The sequence below is a fragment of the Nocardioides sp. Z35_8 genome (assembly GCF_059621125.1).
Map to the genome: position 1 here is coordinate 2,169,955 of NZ_JCAQIE010000001.1, position 18,004 is coordinate 2,187,958.

Sequence of the window (18,004 nt, forward strand, 5' to 3'; positions counted from 1 at the left end):
TCAGGCCTCCTTGGCCACCAGCGTCAGCACGTCGTAGGTCGCCACGGGGTCGCCGTCCTGGTTGGTCACCAGGGCGTCCCACCGCACCTCGCCGTAGTCGGCCGACGCGCGCGGGGTCATCTGCTTGACCGTGAGCGTCACCCGGATCGTGTCACCGGCCCTGACCGGGGTGAGGAAACGCAGGTCGTCGACGCCGAAGTTGGCCAGCACCGGGCCGGGCGCCGGGTCGACGAAGAGCCCGGCGGCCATCGAGACGATGAGGTAGCCGTGGGCGACGATGCCCCCGAACAGCGGGTTGCGCGCCGCCGCCTCCGGGTCGGTGTGGGCGTAGAAGGTGTCGCCGGTGAAGTCGGAGAAGTGGTCGATGTCGTCGCGCGAGATCGTGCGCGGCTCGGAGGTGATGGTGTCGCCGATGCGCAGCGTGGCGAGCGAGTGGCGGAACGGGTGCTCCGGGGTCTCGGTGCGCCGGGAGCCGCGCGTCCACCGCCCGGTGATCGCGGTCAGCATGTCGGGGGAGGCCTGGATCGCGGAGCGCTGCATGTGGTGGAGCACCCCGCGTACGCCGCCGAGCTCCTCGCCGCCGCCGGCGCGGCCCGGGCCGCCGTGCACGAGCGTCGGCAGGGGCGAGCCGTGCCCGGTGCTCTCCGGGGCGTCGTCGCGGTCGAGGACCAGGATCCGCCCGTGCCACGGCGCGAGGCCGAGCACGAGCGTGCGGGCCACGCCCGGGTCGTGCGTCACGACCGAGCCGACCAGCGACCCCTTGCCGCGTGCCGCGAGGGTGACCGCCTCGTCGAGCGAGTCGTAGGTCAGCACCGTCGAGACCGGCCCGAACGGCTCGACGTCGTGGGGCTCGAGCGCCCCGGAACGGGCCCGCAGCAGCACGGGCTGCATGAACGCGCCGCGCTCGGCGTCGCCGAGGAAGCCCGAGGTGGCCGTGGGGTCGCCGTGGACCACGTCCGCGGAGGAGCGCAGCGCCTCGACCGCCTTGCGCACCTCCTCGCGCTGACCGAGGGAGGCGAGCGGGCCCATCCGCACCGACTCGTCGCCGGGGTCGCCGACGGTGATGGTGGCCAGCCGGGCCGCGATCGCCTCGGTCACCTCCCCGGCCACCGCGGACGGCACGATCGCGCGCCGGATCGCCGTGCACTTCTGGCCGGCCTTGGCGGTCATCTCGGTCACCACGCCCTTGACGAAGAGGTCCCACTCGGGCTCGTCCGGGGTGACGTCCGGGCCGAGGACCGAGCAGTTGAGCGAGTCGGCCTCGACCTGGAGCTCGACGCCACCGTGCAGGACCGAGGGGTGCTGCCGCAGGATGCCCGCGGTGTGCGCCGAGCCGGTGAAGGCGACCGAGTCCTGCACCCCGAGGTGGTCGAGCAGGTCGCCGGCCGAGCCGGCGAGCAGCTGCAGCGAGCCCTCGGGGAGGATGCCGGACTCGATGATGCGGCGCACCACCAGCTCGGTGAGGTAGGCCGTCTGGCTGGCGGGCTTGACGATCGTCGGCAGGCCGGCCACGAAGGCCGGCGCGAGCTTCTCGAGCATGCCCCAGACGGGGAAGTTGAAGGCGTTGATCTGCACCGCCACCCCGGGGCGCGAGGTGTAGACGTGCTGGCCGAGGAAGACCCCGGTGCGGCCGAGCTGCTCGGGGTCGCCGTCGCACACCACGACGTCGTTGGGCAGCTCGCGCCGGGCCTTGGACGAGTAGCTGAAGACCGTGCCGAAGCCGCCGTCGATGTCGATCATCGAGTCGCGCCGGGTCGCCCCCGTGGCCAGGGAGACCTCGTAGAGCTCGTCCTTGAGCCCGTTCAGGTGCGTCGCGAGCTCCTTGAGCAGCAGCGCGCGCTCGTGGAAGGTCAGCTCGCGGATCGCCGGCCCGCCGACGGCGCGCGCGTGGTGCGTCATCGCCCCGAGGTCGAGGCCGGCGCTCGAGATCCGGGCGACCTCCTCGCCGGTCGCGGCGTCGAGCAGCGGATCGCCCTCGGTGGGGGCGGCGTACCACCGGCCGGCGGCATAGCTCTCGAGCAGTCGGGTCACGGTGGGCTCCTCGCCGATCGGTGTTTGCTTCCAGGGGGTGATGGATGCCACACTAATACAGACCGATCGGTCAGTAAATGTGGCCGCACTGCCCAGGCTGGAGGACGGATGACGCTGACCCAGACCGCGCCCGGGGCGTCCGAGGAGGAGCTCGAGCGCCATTTCGAGGCCACCGTCGCGCGCAACGAGCGCATCGAGCCGCGCGACTGGATGCCCGAGGGCTACCGCCGCACGCTCGTGCGCCAGATCGCCCAGCACGCGCACAGCGAGATCATCGGGATGCAGCCCGAGGGCAGCTGGATCACCCGCGCCCCGAGCCTGCGCCGCAAGGCGATCCTGCTCGCCAAGGTGCAGGACGAGGCCGGCCACGGGCTCTACCTCTACTCCGCCGCGGAGACGCTCGGCGTCTCCCGGCTCGAGCTCACCGAGCTCCTCGTCGCCGGCAAGCAGAAGTACTCCTCCATCTTCAACTACCCGACGTTGACCTACGCCGACGTCGGCACGATCGGCTGGCTGGTCGACGGCGCCGCGATCTGCAACCAGGTGCCGCTGTGCCGCACGTCCTACGGGCCCTACGGCCGCGCGATGATCCGCGTGTGCAAGGAGGAGTCCTTCCACCAGCGCCAGGGCTACGAGCTGCTCGCCACGATGATGCGCGGCACCGACGAGCAGCGCGCGATGGTGCAGGAGTCGGTCGACCGCTTCTGGTGGCCGGCGCTGATGATGTTCGGCCCGCCCGACGACGCCTCGCCCAACACCGCCCAGTCGATGGCGTGGGGGATCAAGCGCCACACCAACGACGAGCTGCGCCAGAAGTTCGTCGACATGTCCGTGCCGCAGGCCGAAGCGCTCGGCGTCACGCTGCCCGACCCCGAGCTGCGGTGGAACGCCGAGCGCGGTCACCACGACTTCGGCCAGCCCGACTGGGACGAGTTCATGGAGGGCGTCAAGGGCAACGGCCCGTGCAACGCCCAGCGGATGGCCCACCGGCGCCGCGCCCACGAGGACGGCGCCTGGGTGCGCGAGGCCGCGACGGCGTACGCCCGCACGCAGGGAGGCGCCCGATGAGCGACCAGCCGACCGGGGCCGACCTCTCCGCCGAGGGCGGCCACGGCGCCGTCCCGCTCCAGGGCGTCCCGACGGGGCAGGGGGTGCCCGCCCCCGAGCCGGAGTGGCCGCTCTACGAGGTCTTCGTGCGTGGCAAGCGCGGGCTCAACCACGTCCACGTCGGCTCGCTGCACGCCGCCGACGACCGGATGGCCCTGCTCCACGCCCGCGACGTCTACACCCGGCGCAGCGAGGGCGTGAGCATCTGGGTCGTGCGCGCCGCCGCGATCACCGCCTCGAGCCCGGACGAGAAGGACCCGATGTTCGCTCCGAGCGGCGACAAGGTCTACCGCCACCCGACGTTCTACGACATCCCCGCCGACGTCCCGCACATGTGACGTCGTCCCACCCCCTGCCGACAGTCGACGGATCGAGGCCATGGACTCCCACATCGCGACACCCGACGAGGACGAGCACGACAGCGCCTACTCCGGGCTGCTCGTCAACGACGCCCACTGGGCGTTCGGCGCCGCCCCCGTTCCTGACGGACACGGCGAGGACCCGCTCGCCGGCGTCGACACGACCGTCCCCGAGGGCGTCGACGCCGCGGAGCTGGCGGCGTACGCGCTGATGCTCGGCGACGACGCGCTGGTGATGTCGCACCGGGTCTCGGAGTGGACGAGCAACGCGCCCGACCTCGAGGACGACATCGCGCTGTCCAACCTGGCGCTCGACCTGCTCGGCCAGGCGCGGCTCCTGCTCGCCCGCGCCGCGAAGGCCGACGCGTCACTCGTGCCGACGCTCCCCGAGGGCTCGCCTGCCCCGCCCGACGACGCGCTGGCGTTCTTCCGCGACGCCCACCAGTTCCGCAACGTGCGGCTCGTCGAGCTGGTCAACGGCGACTTCGCCGAGGCCACGGTGCGGGTGCTGCTGTTCTCGGTCTGGCGGCTGGCGACCTTCGAGCGGCTGCGGGAGAGCCGCGACCACGTGCTCGCGGCCGTCGCGGCCAAGGGCGTCAAGGAGCTGGCCTACCACCGCGACTACGCCGCCCGGTGGTTCGTCACCCTCGCCGGGGGCACCGACGAGTCGCGTCGCCGGCTCGTCGCCGCGCTCGACGCCCTGTGGCCGCTGTGGCCCGAGCTGTTCGACACCCACCCGGTCGAGGCAGCCGCGGCCGCGGGCGGGGTGGGCGTCGACCCCGCGACGGTGCGCGACGATGCCGAGGCCGTCCTCGGGCAGGTGCTGGCCGCCGCCGACGTGCCGCGCCCCGAGGTCGCCCGGCGCGCCGGGGTGCTCGGCCGCACCGGGCGCGACGGCATGCACGGCGAGCCGCTGAGCCGGATGCTCGCCGAGATGCAGTCGGTCGCGCGGGCCCACCCGAGGGGGCTGTGGTGAGGCTGAGGAGCCGCACGACCGAGCGCGCCCGCCGCGTGGCGGAGCGGGTCACCGATCCCGAGCTCCCGGTGCTGACGCTGGCCGACCTCGGCGTGCTGCGTGACGTCGAGGTGGTCGGCGACTCCCACGTCGTCGTCGAGATCACCCCGACCTACTCCGGCTGTCCGGCGATGGCGACGATGCGCGACGACCTGGTGCGCGAGCTGCAGGCGGCGGGCTTCGCCCGCGTCGAGGTGCGCGTCAGCCTCACCCCGGCCTGGACGACCGACTGGATCACGCCCGCCGGCCGCGCCGCCCTCGCCGCGGCCGGCATCTCGCCTCCCGGACCCGCGCCGTCGGCGACCGGGCCGATCCCGCTCACCCTGCTGCCGACGGCCCGCCAGGTCCGCTGCCCGCAGTGCGGCTCGGCCGCGACCGAGCTGGTCTCGGAGTTCGGCTCCACCGCCTGCAAGGCGCACTACCGCTGCACCGCCTGCCGCGAGCCCTTCGACCACGTCAAGGAGATCTGAGCGTGGCCACCGCCTTCCACGAGCTGACCGTGAGCCGCGTCGAGCCGCTCACCGACGACTCGGCCGCCGTCACCTTCGAGGTCCCCGACGACCTGCGTGACGTGTTCGCCTTCGAGCCGGGGGAGTCGCTGACGCTGCGCCGGGTCGTCGACGGGGTCGAGCACCGCCGCAGCTACTCCATCTGCGCCCCGGCCGGCGCCGCGCCCCGGATCGGGGTGCGCGAGATCCCCGGGGGCATGTTCTCGTCCTGGCTCATCCGCGAGGTCGGGCCGGGGGAGCGGATCGAGGTCGCCGCGCCGTCGGGCAGCTTCCGTGCCGACCCGGCGATGGCCGGGCGCCACCTGTGCATCGCCGCCGGGTCGGGCGTCACCCCGATGCTCTCGATCGCGGCGTCCGTGCTGGCCAACCCGGCCAGCTCGGTCACCCTGCTCTACGGCAACCGCGAGACGACGTCGGTGATGTTCGCCGAGGAGCTCAGCGACCTCAAGAACCTGCACGGCCCGCGCTTCGACCTCGTGCACGTCCTCTCGCGCGAGCCCCGCGACGTCGAGCTCTTCAGCGGGCGCCTCGACGCCGCCCGACTGCGCCGGCTGCTGCCGCTGAAGGTGCCGCTGGGGGCGCTCGACCACGTGTGGCTCTGCGGCCCGCTCGGCCTCATCGAGGACTCCCGCGCCGTGCTCGCCGAGCTGGGTGTGCCCGAGGACAAGGTGCACTTCGAACTGTTCTACGTCGACGAGCCGCCCCCGGAGCTGCACCACGCCGACCGCGTGGTCGAGGGCGTGACGAGCGACGTCACCGTCGTCCTCGACGGGCGTACGACGACCACGCCGATGCCGCGGGGCGCGACGGTGCTCGACTCCGCCCAGGCCGTGCGCAGCGACCTGCCGTTCGCGTGCAAGGGAGGGGTGTGCGGCACCTGCCGGGCCAAGGTCGTCGCGGGCGACGTGGAGATGGTGCGCAACTACGCCCTCGAGCCCGACGAGGTCGCCCGGCAGTTCGTGCTGACCTGCCAGACCTATCCGGTCGGCGACGCCGTGACCATCGACTTCGATGCCTGACCCGGCGCGCGAGATGTGGGCGGCCGACGCGGCCAGCGCCATGCTCGGGATGCGGCTCGCCGACGTCGGCGACGGCGCCGCGCGGGTCTCGATGGTCGTGCGTCCCGACATGGTCAACGGCCACGACCTGTGCCACGGCGGCCTGGTCGCGTCGCTCGCCGACTCGGCGTTCGCGCTCGCCTGCAACTCCCGCGGGCCCGTGACGGTGGCGGCGGGGTTCTCCGTCGACCTGCTGGCGCCCGCGCGCCTGGGCCAGACGCTCCACGCCGGGGCGCGCGAGGTGTGGCTGCGCGGTCGGTCCGGGCTCTACGACGTGACCGTGCGTGCCGACGACCCCGACGCCGGCGAGGTCATCGCGCAGTTCCGCGGCCGGAGCCGGGTGCTGTCCCGTGGGTGAGACCGTCGAAGGCCAGCGCCACCAGGGCGTCGCCGAGCGCGTCGGCGTCGATGCCGGGACGCACCCACTCGACCAGCGAGTTGACCATCCCGAACAGCAGCCGGCTGATCACGAGCGGGTCGAGGTCGTCGCGCAGCACGCCCTCGTCGACCGCGTCGCGCACCATGTCGGCCAGTCGCTCGTCGATCGCGCGCCGGCGCGCCAGGGCCGCCTTCTCGACGGGCGTGTTGCCGTGCACCCGGAGCAGCAGCGTGACCGCCGGCAGGTGGTGCACCAGCACCGTCACGCTGGCCCGCACGGCCACCCGCAGCCGCTGGCCGGCGTCGAGGCCCTCGGCGTCCGCCACCTCGTCGAGCGCGGCGGTGAGCGCGTCGAGCGCCTCGTCCACAGCGCTCTGCAGCAGGTGCTCCTTGCTCGGCACGTGGTGGTAGATCGCCGACTTGGTCAGCCCCAGCTCGCGGGCCACGTCGCCGACGCTGGTGGCGTCGTAGCCCTGCCGGTTGAAGAGCTCGACCGCCACCCGCAGCACGGAGTGCTGGTCGTGGCCCGGGCGTCCGCGCCGCGTCGCTCCCTCCGTCATGAGCCCCAGCCTCCCACGACCCGACCCGCGACCCGACCCGCCACCCTGAGGACCCCACCGTGCACGACCTGACTCCGCAGCCCGGCGACCTCGAGCCGATCGAGACCGCACCCGTCGAGCAGCTGCGCGCCCTCCAGCTCGAGCGGCTCCAGTGGTCGGTGCGCCACGCCTACGACAACGTCCAGCACTACCGCAGCGCCCTCGACGAGGCCGGCGTCGTCCCCGACGACGTACGGTCGCTGGAGGACCTGGGCCGGCTGCCGTTCACCACCAAGGCGACGCTGCGCGACAACTACCCGTTCGGGATGTTCGCGGTGCCGCGCGAGGACGTCGTGCGCGTGCACGCCTCCAGCGGGACGACCGGCAAGCCGACCGTCGTCGGCTACACCCGCGACGACCTCGACATGTGGGCCGACGTCGTGGCCCGCTCGATCCGGGCCGCGGGCGGCCGGCGGGGGATGGTGCTGCACAACGCCTACGGCTACGGGCTCTTCACCGGCGGCCTCGGCGCGCACGCGGGCGCCGAGCGGCTGGGATGCACCGTCGTGCCCGTCTCGGGCGGCATGACGCAGCGCCAGGTGCAGCTGATCCTCGACTTCGAGCCCGACATCATCATGGTCACCCCGTCCTACATGCTCTCGGTCCTCGACGAGCTCGAGGCGCAGGGCGTCGACCCGCGCTCGACGTCGCTGAAGGTCGGCATCTTCGGCGCCGAGCCGTGGACCAACGACATGCGCCGGGAGATGGAGGAGCGCACCGACATGCACGCGGTCGACATCTACGGCCTGTCCGAGGTGATCGGTCCCGGGGTGGCGAGCGAGTGCGTGGAGTCCAAGGACGGCCTGCACGTCTGGGAGGACCACTTCTACCCCGAGGTGATCGACCCCGTCACCGGCGAGGTGCTGCCCGACGGCGAGGAGGGCGAGCTGGTCCTCACCACGCTCACCAAGCAGGCGATGCCGGTCCTGCGCTACCGCACCCGCGACCTGACCCGGCTGCTGCCCGGCACCGCCCGCAGCATGCGGCGGATGGAGAAGATCACCGGACGCACCGACGACATGATCATCCTGCGCGGGGTCAACCTGTTCCCCACGCAGATCGAGGAGATCGTGCTCGGCATCGCGACCCTCTCGCCGCACTTCCAGTGCCACCTCGAGCGCCGGGGCAACCTCGACAGCCTCACCGTGCGGGTCGAGCGACGCGACGCCACGACGGACACCGAGGCCGCCCACGCGCAGTCCGAGCTGCAGCAGCGGATCAAGGCCTCCATCGGCGTCAGTGTCGGCGTCGAGGTCGTCGACGTGGCCTCCATCGAGCGCTCGGTGGGCAAGATGCGCCGCATCGTCGACCACCGCGCGGCGCGCTGAGGCAATGCGTTTACCGGCAACCGGCGCGCGGGCGGTACAGTGGTCCGAGCGTCCAGACGCCGTGCCGCAGTGATCGCCCCTGATCCGTCGCCACCGCGCACCTGACGCCCGCTCCACACCTCCACGCCGTGGCGTGCCAGGCAGAGCCGTACGGGTCGCCTGCTCCACGACGCGTACCCAGTCCGGGAGGACCACCTTGGCCCAGCGCCAGCGCCAACGCGGCAGTCGCCGCACCCCTGCGCACGCCCGCCACAAGGACAACGAGGGCATCGTCCCGGTCCTGGCGCGCGCCGTGCGCGAGCTCGAGTCGGCGGTGCAGCGCGGCCCGCTCGCCCCCGGCCAGCGGGTGCGCTTCCAGGTCGTCGCGCTGCTGGTGCGCGAGCACCGCACCGACGTGCGGGCCTCCACCGAGCTGAGCGAGGCCCAGAAGGCCGACGAGCTCAAGCGCCTCGACGGCATCGCCACGATCCTGGCCAAGACCGCCACCCGCGACCCCTCGCTCTTCGGCCTGCTCTCGGAGGAGGCCGTGGTCACCGACAGCGCCCGCGACCTGCGCCTGGAGATGCTGCGCCGGGCCGGCGTCGAGGTGGCCCCCGAGGAGCCCAAGCCCGACGACGAGGCCGGCCCCGGTCTCGGCGAGCGCCGCGTGGTGCCCCGCTCGGTGGTCCAGCACCAGCTGGCCAACCCGTTCCTCGTGCCCGACTTCGGCATCGGCCGCGAGCGCCGCAGCATCCACGGCCGGCTGTCGTCGTGGGAGCTCCTCGGCCCGCTCTTCCGCTCCTTCGAGCTCGGTGGCGCCTCCTCGTGCATGGACCTGCCCGAGGCCACCTCGCTCAGCGCCCCCGGCAAGCTCGAGCTGATGCCGCACCAGGCGCGACTCATCGCCGCCGCGGCCGAGGGCCACCGCACCTTCCTCCTCGCCGACGAGCCCGGCCTCGGCAAGACCGCGCAGGCGCTGCTCGCCGCGCAGGCCGCCGACGCGTTCCCGCTGCTCGTGGTGTGCCCCAACGTCGTCAAGACCAACTGGGCCCGCGAGACCGAGCGCTGGACGCCCCGCCGCCGGGCCACCGTGATCCACGGCGACGGCGACGAGGTCGACGCGTTCGCCGACGTCATCATCGTCAACTACGAGATCCTCGACCGGCACGTCGGCTGGCTCGGCTCCTTCGGCTTCCGCGGGATGGTCGTCGACGAGGCCCACTTCATCAAGAACAAGACCTCGCAGCGCTCGCGCCACGTGCTCGAGCTCTCCGAGCAGCTCCGCGCGCGCACCGCCCGCCCGCTGCTCATGGCGCTGACCGGCACCCCGCTGATCAACGACATCGAGGACTTCCGCGCGATCTGGCAGTTCCTGGGCTGGATCGACGACACCAAGCCGCTGGCCCGGCTGATGGAGGCGCTCGAGGAGACCGACCTGACCCCGGCCGACCCGCCGTTCTACCCCGCGGCGCGCAAGGCCGTCATCGACATGGGCATCGTGCGTCGCCGCAAGGTCGACGTGGCCGAGGACATCCCGGCCCGCCGCATCGCCGACATCCCCGTCGAGCTCGACGACGAGGACACCCGCTCCATCCGGGCGGCCGAGGACGACCTCGCCCGTCGCCTCGTGCAGCGCTACAGGGCCGCGCTCGAGACACGTCGTACGGGCTCGGTCGTCGACGGCATCGACCACGAGCTCGTCCGCCGCGTCGCGACGTGGGAGCGCGAGGAGATGGACTCCGGCACCGGCGGCGAGAACGTCTTCTCGATGTTCCGCAGGATCGGGCGCGCCAAGGCCGGCCTGGCCGCCGACTACGCCGCGCAGCTGGCCCGCAACGTCGGCAAGGTCGTCTTCTTCGCCCGCCACGTCGACGTGATGGACATCGCCGAGGACACGTTCACCCGCCGCGGTCTCAAGCACACCTCGATCCGCGGTGACCAGACGCCCCGGGCCCGCGAGAAGGCGATCGACGCCTTCGTCAACGACCCCGACGTCCAGGTCATCGTCTGCTCGCTGGCCGCGGCCGGCGTCGGCGTCAACCTGCAGGTCGCCTCCAACGTCGTGCTCTCCGAGCTGTCGTGGACCGACGCCGAGCAGACCCAGGCGATCGACCGCGTGCACCGCATCGGCCAGAGCGACCCGGTCACCGCGTGGCGCATCATCGCCGCGCAGACCATCGACACCCGCATCGCCGAGCTGATCGACTCCAAGGCCGGCCTCGCCGCCCGGGCGCTCGACGGCTCCGACGAGGAGGTGTCGTCCTCGGCCAACATCCAGACCGAGGCGCTGGTGACGCTGCTGACCGAGGCGCTCGAGCGCGAGCTCGGCTGAGCGGTCCCGTCCGGCCCTTGCCCGCCCCGCGCGGGTCGGGTAGGCCTGTAGGCATGACGGAGGACCGCGAGACCTACCTCGACATGTCCATCGACGACGAGGACCAGCTCCAGCCCGAGGACACGCTCGACGACACCGACCTCGACGACGTGCTCGACCGCGGCTACTCCCCGCCCGACCGCGCGCCGAAGGGCTACGACGACTACCCGACCGAGGCCGAGCGCCGCCAGGGCGAGTCCCTCGACGAGCGGCTGGCCGAGGAGGAGCCGGACCCCGACCCCTACGCCCAGGACGACGCCGACGACGACAGCGAGGACGAGAACGCGCTCGACGAGCAGCTCGGCCTCGACGAGCCCGACGAGCGCACCGGCCGCCTCGTCGCTCCCGACCAGGGTCTGGGCGAGGACCGCGACAAGCAGGAGATCGCCCACGACATCGGCATCGACGGCGCCGGCGCGTCGGCCGAGGAGGCCGCGATGCACCTCACCCGCGAGCCCGAGCCCGCGGAGCCCGACGACTACTGACCGCGCCCGCGTGATCGTGGCGGATCCGGGTCGGTCACCAGGTGGCTCGGATCCTCCCCGATCGGCGTCGGCGACCCGGGCCGTCCGGCCTTGACCGTGGCGCGGGGCAGGGGTCACCGTGGACGTAGGCGCCCCGAGCAGGGGGAGCCGCAGGAACGGGAGAGCGGATGGGCGTGACCGACGGGGTCCGGGCCATGGCCCGGGACCGGCAGGTCCGCGGCACCGCCACGGTGACGTCCACGCCCCACGAGTGAGGGCGGTCCCGCCACGTGGCCGGGGGACCGAGGGAGGCAGGCATGGCACGACGCTTCGACGTGCACCTCCTGCCCGCCCCTCCGGACCTGCGCGACGGCGACCCGTACGACACCGCCGACGGCGGGATCGTGTTCCGCGGGCTGCCCCTCCTGGCCTGGCCCGCCGGAGTGCCTCCCGACCCGAGGTTCGAGGTGCTGCGCACGTGGCCGCGCTACCCGCGCACCCGGCTGCGCCTCCTCCACGCGCTGGATGCCGCCAAGGCCCACGACGCGCACGTCTACCGCCTCAGCCTGGGGGTGACCCGCTCGCGGGATCCCGAGTCCGACCCGCTGGCGCACGCCACCCGGTTCCTGCGCGAGAGCAACCGGCTCGTGGTGGCGGCCGCGGGCGACTGGGGTCCGCGCCCGGGCACCCTCGACGACCTCGCCCGCGCCCCGGGCGTCATCGCGGTGGCCGGGTGCACGCCGGACGGGCTGCTGCTCGACTGCTCGAGCCGCGGCACCGTCGACGGGGCACGACCGACCCTGACCGCGGACGGGACCGACCCCACCGGCCCCGCGAGGCCGGGTACCGGCCTGGCCGCCGCGCGCGTCGCGGTCCTCTGCGTCTGGATCCGCTCGATGCTCCAGTGCCTGGCCGCTGAGGCGAGCGCCGCCCGGGCAGGGGAGCGGCTCGCCGAGATGCCGGCGCCCTCCCGGCTCGCCCACGTCGACAGCGACTTCTCCCGCGACGACGTCGACGCGCTCGTCGCGCTTCGCCAGGGCCGCGGGATCTCGCCTGCCGGCTCGGTGATCTACGCGGGAGCGACGATGCGCCGGATCTGGTGGCTGGGCCGGGTCATGGACCATGCCGCTGCGCAGCAGGTGCCCGTGGCGTTCGACGCCGGCGCCGACTGGGTGGCGCGCGTCCTCCTCGCCACCGCCCGCCCCGGCCCCGCGCCCGACCCCGTCGGCGGCGGCGCGGGTGTCGTGTCCCGCGAGTCGGTGCGGGCGCTCCTCGCCGACATGACCCCTTCGCGGTTCCTGCGGCTCTTCGCCGACGGCGGCCGGTGGGACGAGCGACGAGCCGCCGTCGCCGCCGCGCTCGACCACGAGCTGGGCGAGTTGTGGTCGTTGGCGGACCTGGAGACGTGCGAGCAGCTCTACGCCGCCGAGCACGAGGACCTCTTCGTCGAGGTCGGCCCGCCGGGGGCGACGGGCCACGGTCACTCGAGGCTGCGCGTCGGTGGCCCACCCACGACGTACGCGCAGCGGGCCGTGCACGCGCACCTCGACGAGCGCGGTGACCCGATCCACGACCCTGACGCCCGGCCGACCAGCGCCTCGCCGGGCGGCGGCTGACAGCCCCTCGGGCGAGGAACGACCGCCCTCGCGTCGCTGCTACGCCGCGGACAGGAGCGCGTCGCGGAACGTGGACGCGTCCTGGAACCGGTCGTCCGGCTCCTTGGCCAGGGCCCTCGCCAGCACCGCGTCGAGCGGGGCGAGGGCGGTGCTGACGGCGGCGGGCGCCTCGTGGACGTGCTGGTAGGCCACGGAGACGGCGTCGTCCCCGACGAACGGCGGCCGCCCCGTCAGCAGCTCGTGGAGCACGCAGCCGGCGGCGTAGAGGTCGCTGCGGGCATCCACCGGGTGACCCCGCACCTGCTCGGGGGAGGTGTACGACGGGGTCCCGAGGAACGTCCGCCCGTGGGTCTGGGTCGCGGCGGGGTCGGTCCCGGCGCTCGAGATGCCGAAGTCCAGCAGCTTGACGGCGCCCTCGGGCGTGATCATCACGTTGGCCGGCTTGACGTCGCGATGGACGACGCCCGCCCGGTGGCTGGCGTCGAGCGCGGCGAGGATCCCGGTCTGGTAGTGGATCGCCTCGTCGCGCCCGAGGTCGCGGGTCGCCAGGAGCTCGCGCAGGGTGCGCCCCGCCACGTACTCCAGGACGAGGAACGGGACCCCGCCGGCAGTCTCGCCCCCGAGCCCCTCGTCGGCGCTGTCGCCAGCGGCGTAGACCGACACGATGGCGGGGTGGTCCAGGCGAGCCACGGTCCGTGCCTCGCGCCGGAACCGGGACCGGGCCGCAGGGTCGCGGGCGAGGTCCTGGCGCAGCACCTTGATGGCGACGGGGCGCCCCGAGCGGAGGTCGTGGCCGCGGTGGACCTCGGCCGTGGCGCCCCGCCCGATGACGTCACCCACCGCGTAGCGGCCGTCGACGACCGACTCGGCGATCATCGGCGCGGCTCCCACCGGAACAATCGCTCGGCGAGCGCCACGGAGGCGGCGACCCAGGCGAGCGTGGGCGCCAGCAGGGGGAGCGAGTCGCGAAGGGGCACCCCACCGTTCCAGGCGTCGACGACCAGCTCGGTCGCCGCGCCACCGGGAAGGAGGCGCTTGAGGTAGGCCAGCTCCTCCGTGCCGGTGATCCCCACCCAGCTCGCGATCGCGATCACCGCGAGGCTGACCGGCAGGGTGGTGACCTGGGCGTGCTCGGGCGAGTTCGTGAGCCCGGCGGTGGCCAGCGCGAGGGCGAGCATCATCGCCGTCGTCGCGAGCACCGCGACGACCAGCAGCGGCACGTGCGCGGGGCTGCGGACCACCGCCCCCAGCACGACCAGGATGGCGACGACCTGGATGAGCGAGATGACCGTGATGGGCAGGACCAGCCCGGCGAGGATGCTCCGGTCGCTCGCCGCGGTCGAGCGCAGTCGCTTGAGGAAGAGGTTCTGCCGGCGCGCGGCCAGGGTGGTCACGGCGGTGGTGTAGAGGCCGAACGCGAGCACGGTGAACATCACGATCCCGGCGACGTAGCCGAGGCTGCCGAGCTCGGAGAAGGTCTCGTGCTGGCGGACGAAGTAGCCGCCGACGGCGACCGGGATGACGAGTCCGGTGACCAGGACGAGCCGGTTGCGAAAGATCTGGATGAGCTCGCTGCGAGCGATCTCGAGCATGGGTGGTTCCCTTCGGGTGTGGGGGCGTACGCCGGTCGGCGGGCGCGGGTGCGGTGGGTGGCGGCGCAGAGGCCTCAGGCCGCATCGAGCGTGCGGAAGACGTCGTCGAGCCGCGTCGGCCCGGCGGCCAGCTCCCGCAGCTCCACCCCGGAGTCGTCCGCCCAGCCCAGCAGCCGGTGGAGGTCCTCCTGCAGGCGGAAGGTCTCGACATGGAACGCGCCGTTGAGCGCGCCGACGAGGGGCGGCTCGGGCGCGCCGGGGGGGAGCGTGAAGGTGATGACGGAGGGCAGGGACTCGGTGAGCTCGGTGACGGTGCCCTCGCGTCGCAGGGTGCCCTCGTGCATGAGCCCGATGCGGTCCGCGCGCTCCTGCGCCTCCTCCAGGTAGTGGGTGGTGAGCACGATCGTGGCGCCGTCCTCGCGCAGCCGCTCGACGGCGTCCCAGAGCGCGTCGCGGGACTGGATGTCCAGACCCGTCGTGGGCTCGTCCAAGATGACCAGGTCGGGCCCGCCGTAGATCGTCGTGGCGAAGTCGAGGCGGCGCTTCTCGCCCCCCGACAGCTGCGCCACGCGGGTGTCGGCCCGGCGGGTGAGACCGGAGACGTCGAGCAACCGGTCGACGTCGTCCAGCCGCCCGCTCAACGAGCCGACCAGGCCCACCGACTCCCGCACCGTCAGGTCGGCGGAGAAGCCGCTCTCCTGCAGCATGATGCCCATCCGCGGCCGCACCGCGCGCCTGTCCATCGGGCTCTGCCCGAAGATCCGGACCGCGCCGGAGGCGGCCGGCCGGTGACCCTCCACGACCTCGAGGCTGGACGTCTTGCCGGCCCCGTTCGTGCCCAGGAGGGCGTAGAGCTCGCCTTGTCCGACCTGGAACGAGAGGTCCTTGACGGCGGTGAAGTCGCCGTACGTGACGTGGAGGTCGGCGACATCGATGACGGGACTGGTGGACATGGGGATCCTTCGGGTCGAGGTGGTGGTGTGTCATCAGGCTCGTGCTGATGACGGCACCACCGCGTCGGTGAAAGTCACCGATGTGCTCGCCGGATCGTCGGCCTCCAGGGACGGGAGGCGTTGCGGGTCCGGGTCGCGTCGGTGATGACCACCGGGGCGACCTCGCGGGAGGCGGCCTCGCAGCCGTTCCTCAGCCCGCGCACGATCGACGCCCACCTGCGCCACATCTTCCGCAAGCTGGACATCGGCTCTCGCCGCCGCCAGCTCAGGGAGGTGGGACTGTCCTGACCCGGCTCCTGGACGGGCTCAGGCGAGACGACGGGCGATCGACTGCGTCAGCCCCTGCCGGCCGCGGACACGTCGGCGCAGACGACGCCGGTGTTGCCGTCGGGGTCGGCGAGGACGGTGAGCCCGGGCGACTGGGTGTCGTCGACGACCGTCCCGCCCGCGGCGACGGCGGCGGCGATCCGCTCCTCGACCACCTCGAGCGGCACGTACACCTCGACGTGGAGCCGCTGGTGGGACGCGCCCTCGTCGGCGCTGTCGTCGAACCACAGGTTGGGCACGCGTCCGGTGGCGTCGCGGACCTCGTCGCCGGGCGAGCCCCTGCCCTGTGAGTCGGCATCTCCCGTGAGGAGCGCGGCCCACACAGGCGCGACCGTCGCCGAGCGCGAGGTGTCGAGGCCGAGCTCGACCTCGCTGACGGACGCCGGGTCGGCAGTCAGCCCGTGGTCGGCGGCGATGTCGGTGATCCGGCGGGCGAGGTCGATGTCCTGCTGGGTCACCCACTCGACGACGTGCTCGGTGCCCTCGTCGTCGCGGTAGATCGCGTCGCCCGTGACCAGCTCGAGGTCGACGTTCCCGGTGCCGATGCTCACCCTCGGGTGGTGGCCGATCGCGTCGCCCGCCTCACCGATCGTGGTCACGAACCGGACGGCGGCGCCGAAGTCGTCGGTCAGGTAGCGCGCGTGCAGTCCCTGGGCGAGCTTGCGCCAGTCGGTCAGCTCCGCCCCGGCGATCTGGGGCCCGCGCAGCATGTCCATGCGCGCGAACCTACCCCTGATCGGGAGCGCCATGCCCGTACGACGACGTGCGGCGCGCCAGGTCGGCACCGTCACCGCGCTGGCCGCTGCCGGCCGTCCTCCGAGCGACCGGCGCGCGCAAGGTCCCTGGGATGGGGGCATCTCTTGCGGATTCCTTGATCGAACATGTATTCGAATAACGCCAGAAGGGCGGTAGGATCGAGCTACGCTCGCACGACGCCGACGGGAAGGGGACCACCTGTGACCCACCCGATCCTCGCTGCCGCGGGCGTCATCGACGAGACGCTCAAGAGCGTCGCGGACACCAACCCGACGTTCATGTCGACGTCCGACAAGGCCGCCGCGTTGGGCGAGCTGATCCGGCTCGAGACCCGGCTGGCGGAGCTGAGGTTGCGGGTGCTGGCCGACGCCGGTGACGTGGCCGCGGGTGCGGCCGCCCGCGACGCCGCCGGCTGGCTCGCGTGGGCCACGCTGTCGCGTCCCGAGGACGCCCGCGCCGACCTGCGCCTCGCGTCGGCGGTCGACCGGCGCTGGCCGGTGGTCGGTGCCGCGCTGCGGGAGGGGTCGGCCAACCTCGCCCAGGCCCGCGTCATCGTGCGGGCGCTGGACAACCTGCCCGACACCGTCCCCGGCGACGTCCTCGCCGCTGCCGAGGGCGCCCTGGTCCGCCACGCCGCGACCCTGGACCCGCAGCGGCTCGCGAAGGTCGGCCGACACATCCTCGCCACCGTCGCCCCCGAGCTCGTCGACGACGCCGAGGCCCGGCGGCTGGCCGAGCTCGAGGCCGAGGCGCACCGCAAGACCCGCACCACCGTGCGCCGGCTCGGTCACGGCACCACCCGGATCACCTCGCTCGTCCCCGACGCCGTCGCGCACCGGTTCGTCACCTACCTCACGGCGTACACCAACCCCCGCCGCGACGACGGCACGACCGCCCCTGCCGCTGGTGACGCGCTCGGTCGGCTCCCGCACCCGCGCAAGCTCGGCGAGGCGTTCTGCCGGCTCCTCGAGGCCGTCGACCCGCGCCGCCTCCCGGTCCACGGCGGCGACGCCACCACCCTCGTCGTCACGATCGGTCTCGACTCACTGCGTGCCGACCTCGCCACCGCCGGGCTCATCGCCCCGACCGTGCCCGGAGATTCCGACGGCCCGGCGGGGTCCGGGGACATGATCACGGCCGCCGAGGCCCGCCGGCTCGCGTGCAGCGCGAGGATCGTGCCCGCCGTCCTCGGCGGCCCCTCGGAGGTCCTCGACCTCGGCCGCACCCGCCGCCTGTTCAGCCCCGCCCAGCAGCGCGCCCTCCTGATCCGGGACCGGACGTGCCGCGGCGAGGGCTGCGACATCCCCGGCACCTGGGCCGAGGCCCACCACTGGAACCCCTGGCTCTCCGGCGGCCGCACCGACCTCGACGACGGCGTCCTGCTCTGCAGCCACCACCACCACCGCGCCCACGACCCCGCCTACAACGCCGCGCGCCTCCCCAACGGCGACGTCCGCTTCACCAGGCGGACGTGAGGGTCACCGCCGTTTGACCGACGATGTCTCCGCTCGCCTGGGCACGCTCGTGTCACGTCTTCTCGGAGTTCGACCCGTCGCGAGATC

Annotated in this window: 18 protein-coding genes; 12 read left to right on the top strand and 6 right to left on the bottom strand. The window is 73.5% G+C overall.

Going from position 1 to position 18,004, the window contains the following annotated elements; all coding sequences use genetic code 11:
- Nucleotides 1-2,031 (bottom strand): phenylacetic acid degradation bifunctional protein PaaZ, encoded by a 2,031-nt coding sequence (gene paaZ, locus AC54T2_RS10455; protein WP_496666130.1) that lies wholly within the window; start codon nucleotides 2,029-2,031, stop codon nucleotides 1-3.
- 108 nt (nucleotides 2,032-2,139) lie between these two features.
- Here paaZ and paaA point away from each other — a divergent pair, with 108 nt between their 5' ends.
- From paaA to paaI, 6 genes are read left to right on the top strand one after another with little or no spacing between them, the layout of a single operon-like run.
- The gene (gene paaA / locus AC54T2_RS10460) at nucleotides 2,140-3,099 is read left to right on the top strand and encodes a 1,2-phenylacetyl-CoA epoxidase subunit PaaA (RefSeq protein ID WP_186341565.1); all 960 of its coding nucleotides are present in this window, start codon (nucleotides 2,140-2,142) and stop codon (nucleotides 3,097-3,099) included.
- Nucleotides 3,096-3,476 (top strand): 1,2-phenylacetyl-CoA epoxidase subunit PaaB, encoded by a 381-nt coding sequence (paaB, locus tag AC54T2_RS10465; RefSeq protein WP_186341566.1) that lies wholly within the window; start codon nucleotides 3,096-3,098, stop codon nucleotides 3,474-3,476. Before paaA ends, paaB begins: the two co-directional genes overlap by 4 nt.
- Before the next feature lie 40 nt (nucleotides 3,477-3,516).
- Nucleotides 3,517-4,473: a 1,2-phenylacetyl-CoA epoxidase subunit PaaC gene (gene paaC / locus AC54T2_RS10470; RefSeq protein WP_489976580.1), complete on the top strand. Its 957-nt coding sequence runs from the start codon at nucleotides 3,517-3,519 to the stop codon at nucleotides 4,471-4,473.
- Nucleotides 4,470-4,982: a 1,2-phenylacetyl-CoA epoxidase subunit PaaD gene (gene paaD, locus AC54T2_RS10475; protein WP_496666131.1), complete on the top strand. Its 513-nt coding sequence runs from the start codon at nucleotides 4,470-4,472 to the stop codon at nucleotides 4,980-4,982. The genes paaC and paaD overlap by 4 nt, the downstream gene beginning before the upstream one ends.
- Before the next feature lie 2 nt (nucleotides 4,983-4,984).
- Nucleotides 4,985-6,040 carry a 1,2-phenylacetyl-CoA epoxidase subunit PaaE gene (gene paaE / locus AC54T2_RS10480; protein WP_241005358.1) on the top strand — a complete coding sequence of 352 codons (1,056 nt, stop codon included), beginning with the start codon at nucleotides 4,985-4,987 and terminating at the stop codon, nucleotides 6,038-6,040.
- Nucleotides 6,033-6,437: a hydroxyphenylacetyl-CoA thioesterase PaaI gene (gene paaI, locus AC54T2_RS10485; protein ID WP_186341568.1), complete on the top strand. Its 405-nt coding sequence runs from the start codon at nucleotides 6,033-6,035 to the stop codon at nucleotides 6,435-6,437. Before paaE ends, paaI begins: the two co-directional genes overlap by 8 nt.
- On the opposite strand, the gene AC54T2_RS10490 is transcribed toward paaI, so the two are convergent.
- On the bottom strand, nucleotides 6,391-7,017 hold the full coding sequence (locus AC54T2_RS10490) for a TetR/AcrR family transcriptional regulator (RefSeq protein WP_496666132.1): 627 nt from the start codon (nucleotides 7,015-7,017) through the stop codon (nucleotides 6,391-6,393). The genes paaI and AC54T2_RS10490 overlap by 47 nt on opposite strands.
- A 59-nt stretch (nucleotides 7,018-7,076) precedes the next feature.
- Between AC54T2_RS10490 and paaK the strand changes: the two genes are divergently transcribed.
- The 4 genes from paaK (at nucleotide 7,077) to AC54T2_RS10510 (ending at nucleotide 12,814) form a co-directional block, all read left to right on the top strand.
- On the top strand, nucleotides 7,077-8,384 hold the full coding sequence (gene paaK / locus AC54T2_RS10495) for a phenylacetate--CoA ligase PaaK (RefSeq protein WP_496666133.1): 1,308 nt from the start codon (nucleotides 7,077-7,079) through the stop codon (nucleotides 8,382-8,384).
- Between the two features lie 196 nt (nucleotides 8,385-8,580).
- Nucleotides 8,581-10,695, top strand: a complete 2,115-nt coding sequence (locus AC54T2_RS10500; protein ID WP_186341571.1) for a DEAD/DEAH box helicase — start codon at nucleotides 8,581-8,583, stop codon at nucleotides 10,693-10,695.
- Between the two features lie 53 nt (nucleotides 10,696-10,748).
- Entirely contained in the window at nucleotides 10,749-11,219 is a 471-nt protein-coding gene (locus AC54T2_RS10505) for a DUF5709 domain-containing protein (protein WP_496666134.1), read from the top strand.
- 296 nt (nucleotides 11,220-11,515) lie between these two features.
- Nucleotides 11,516-12,814 carry a S8/S53 family peptidase gene (locus AC54T2_RS10510; RefSeq protein WP_496666135.1) on the top strand — a complete coding sequence of 433 codons (1,299 nt, stop codon included), beginning with the start codon at nucleotides 11,516-11,518 and terminating at the stop codon, nucleotides 12,812-12,814.
- A gap of 39 nt (nucleotides 12,815-12,853) precedes the next feature.
- Here the strand turns inward: AC54T2_RS10510 and AC54T2_RS10515 are convergent, their stop codons facing one another.
- The 3 genes from AC54T2_RS10515 to AC54T2_RS10525 form a co-directional block, all read right to left on the bottom strand.
- The gene (locus tag AC54T2_RS10515) at nucleotides 12,854-13,690 is read right to left on the bottom strand and encodes a protein kinase domain-containing protein (RefSeq protein ID WP_186341574.1); all 837 of its coding nucleotides are present in this window, start codon (nucleotides 13,688-13,690) and stop codon (nucleotides 12,854-12,856) included.
- Complete coding sequence (locus tag AC54T2_RS10520; protein WP_186341575.1) at nucleotides 13,687-14,406, bottom strand: ABC transporter permease; 720 nt, start codon at nucleotides 14,404-14,406, stop codon at nucleotides 13,687-13,689. Before AC54T2_RS10520 ends, AC54T2_RS10515 begins: the two co-directional genes overlap by 4 nt.
- A 74-nt stretch (nucleotides 14,407-14,480) precedes the next feature.
- Nucleotides 14,481-15,359: an ABC transporter ATP-binding protein gene (locus AC54T2_RS10525; RefSeq protein ID WP_186341576.1), complete on the bottom strand. Its 879-nt coding sequence runs from the start codon at nucleotides 15,357-15,359 to the stop codon at nucleotides 14,481-14,483.
- A gap of 144 nt (nucleotides 15,360-15,503) precedes the next feature.
- Here AC54T2_RS10525 and AC54T2_RS10530 point away from each other — a divergent pair, with 144 nt between their 5' ends.
- Nucleotides 15,504-15,647 carry a LuxR C-terminal-related transcriptional regulator gene (locus tag AC54T2_RS10530; protein WP_496666136.1) on the top strand — a complete coding sequence of 48 codons (144 nt, stop codon included), beginning with the start codon at nucleotides 15,504-15,506 and terminating at the stop codon, nucleotides 15,645-15,647.
- Nucleotides 15,648-15,694: 47 nt separating this feature from the next.
- Here AC54T2_RS10530 and AC54T2_RS10535 read toward each other — a convergent pair whose 3' ends face one another.
- A complete protein-coding gene (locus tag AC54T2_RS10535) occupies nucleotides 15,695-16,402 on the bottom strand; it encodes a VOC family protein (RefSeq protein ID WP_496666137.1) in 708 nt (235 codons plus the stop codon).
- 240 nt (nucleotides 16,403-16,642) lie between these two features.
- On the opposite strand from AC54T2_RS10535, the gene AC54T2_RS10540 reads away from it, so the two are divergent.
- Nucleotides 16,643-17,917, top strand: coding sequence for an HNH endonuclease signature motif containing protein (locus tag AC54T2_RS10540; protein ID WP_496666138.1), 1,275 nt, complete (start codon nucleotides 16,643-16,645; stop codon nucleotides 17,915-17,917).
- Nucleotides 17,918-18,004: the final 87 nt, after the last annotated feature.

Bases quoted from the DNA above. Each gene is read 5' to 3' on its own strand.
- AC54T2_RS10525 (WP_186341576.1), bottom strand. From the start codon at position 15,359: ATGTCCACCAGTCCCGTCATCGATGTCGCCGACCTCCACGTCACGTAC.
- paaI (WP_186341568.1), top strand. From the start codon at position 6,033: ATGCCTGACCCGGCGCGCGAGATGTGGGCGGCCGACGCGGCCAGCGCC.
- AC54T2_RS10515 (WP_186341574.1), bottom strand. From the start codon at position 13,690: ATGATCGCCGAGTCGGTCGTCGACGGCCGCTACGCGGTGGGTGACGTC.
- paaB (WP_186341566.1), top strand. From the start codon at position 3,096: ATGAGCGACCAGCCGACCGGGGCCGACCTCTCCGCCGAGGGCGGCCAC.
- AC54T2_RS10520 (WP_186341575.1), bottom strand. From the start codon at position 14,406: ATGCTCGAGATCGCTCGCAGCGAGCTCATCCAGATCTTTCGCAACCGG.
- AC54T2_RS10490 (WP_496666132.1), bottom strand. From the start codon at position 7,017: ATGACGGAGGGAGCGACGCGGCGCGGACGCCCGGGCCACGACCAGCAC.
- AC54T2_RS10535 (WP_496666137.1), bottom strand. From the start codon at position 16,402: ATGGACATGCTGCGCGGGCCCCAGATCGCCGGGGCGGAGCTGACCGAC.
- AC54T2_RS10530 (WP_496666136.1), top strand. From the start codon at position 15,504: ATGACCACCGGGGCGACCTCGCGGGAGGCGGCCTCGCAGCCGTTCCTC.
- AC54T2_RS10510 (WP_496666135.1), top strand. From the start codon at position 11,516: ATGGCACGACGCTTCGACGTGCACCTCCTGCCCGCCCCTCCGGACCTG.
- AC54T2_RS10505 (WP_496666134.1), top strand. From the start codon at position 10,749: ATGACGGAGGACCGCGAGACCTACCTCGACATGTCCATCGACGACGAG.
- paaC (WP_489976580.1), top strand. From the start codon at position 3,517: ATGGACTCCCACATCGCGACACCCGACGAGGACGAGCACGACAGCGCC.
- paaA (WP_186341565.1), top strand. From the start codon at position 2,140: ATGACGCTGACCCAGACCGCGCCCGGGGCGTCCGAGGAGGAGCTCGAG.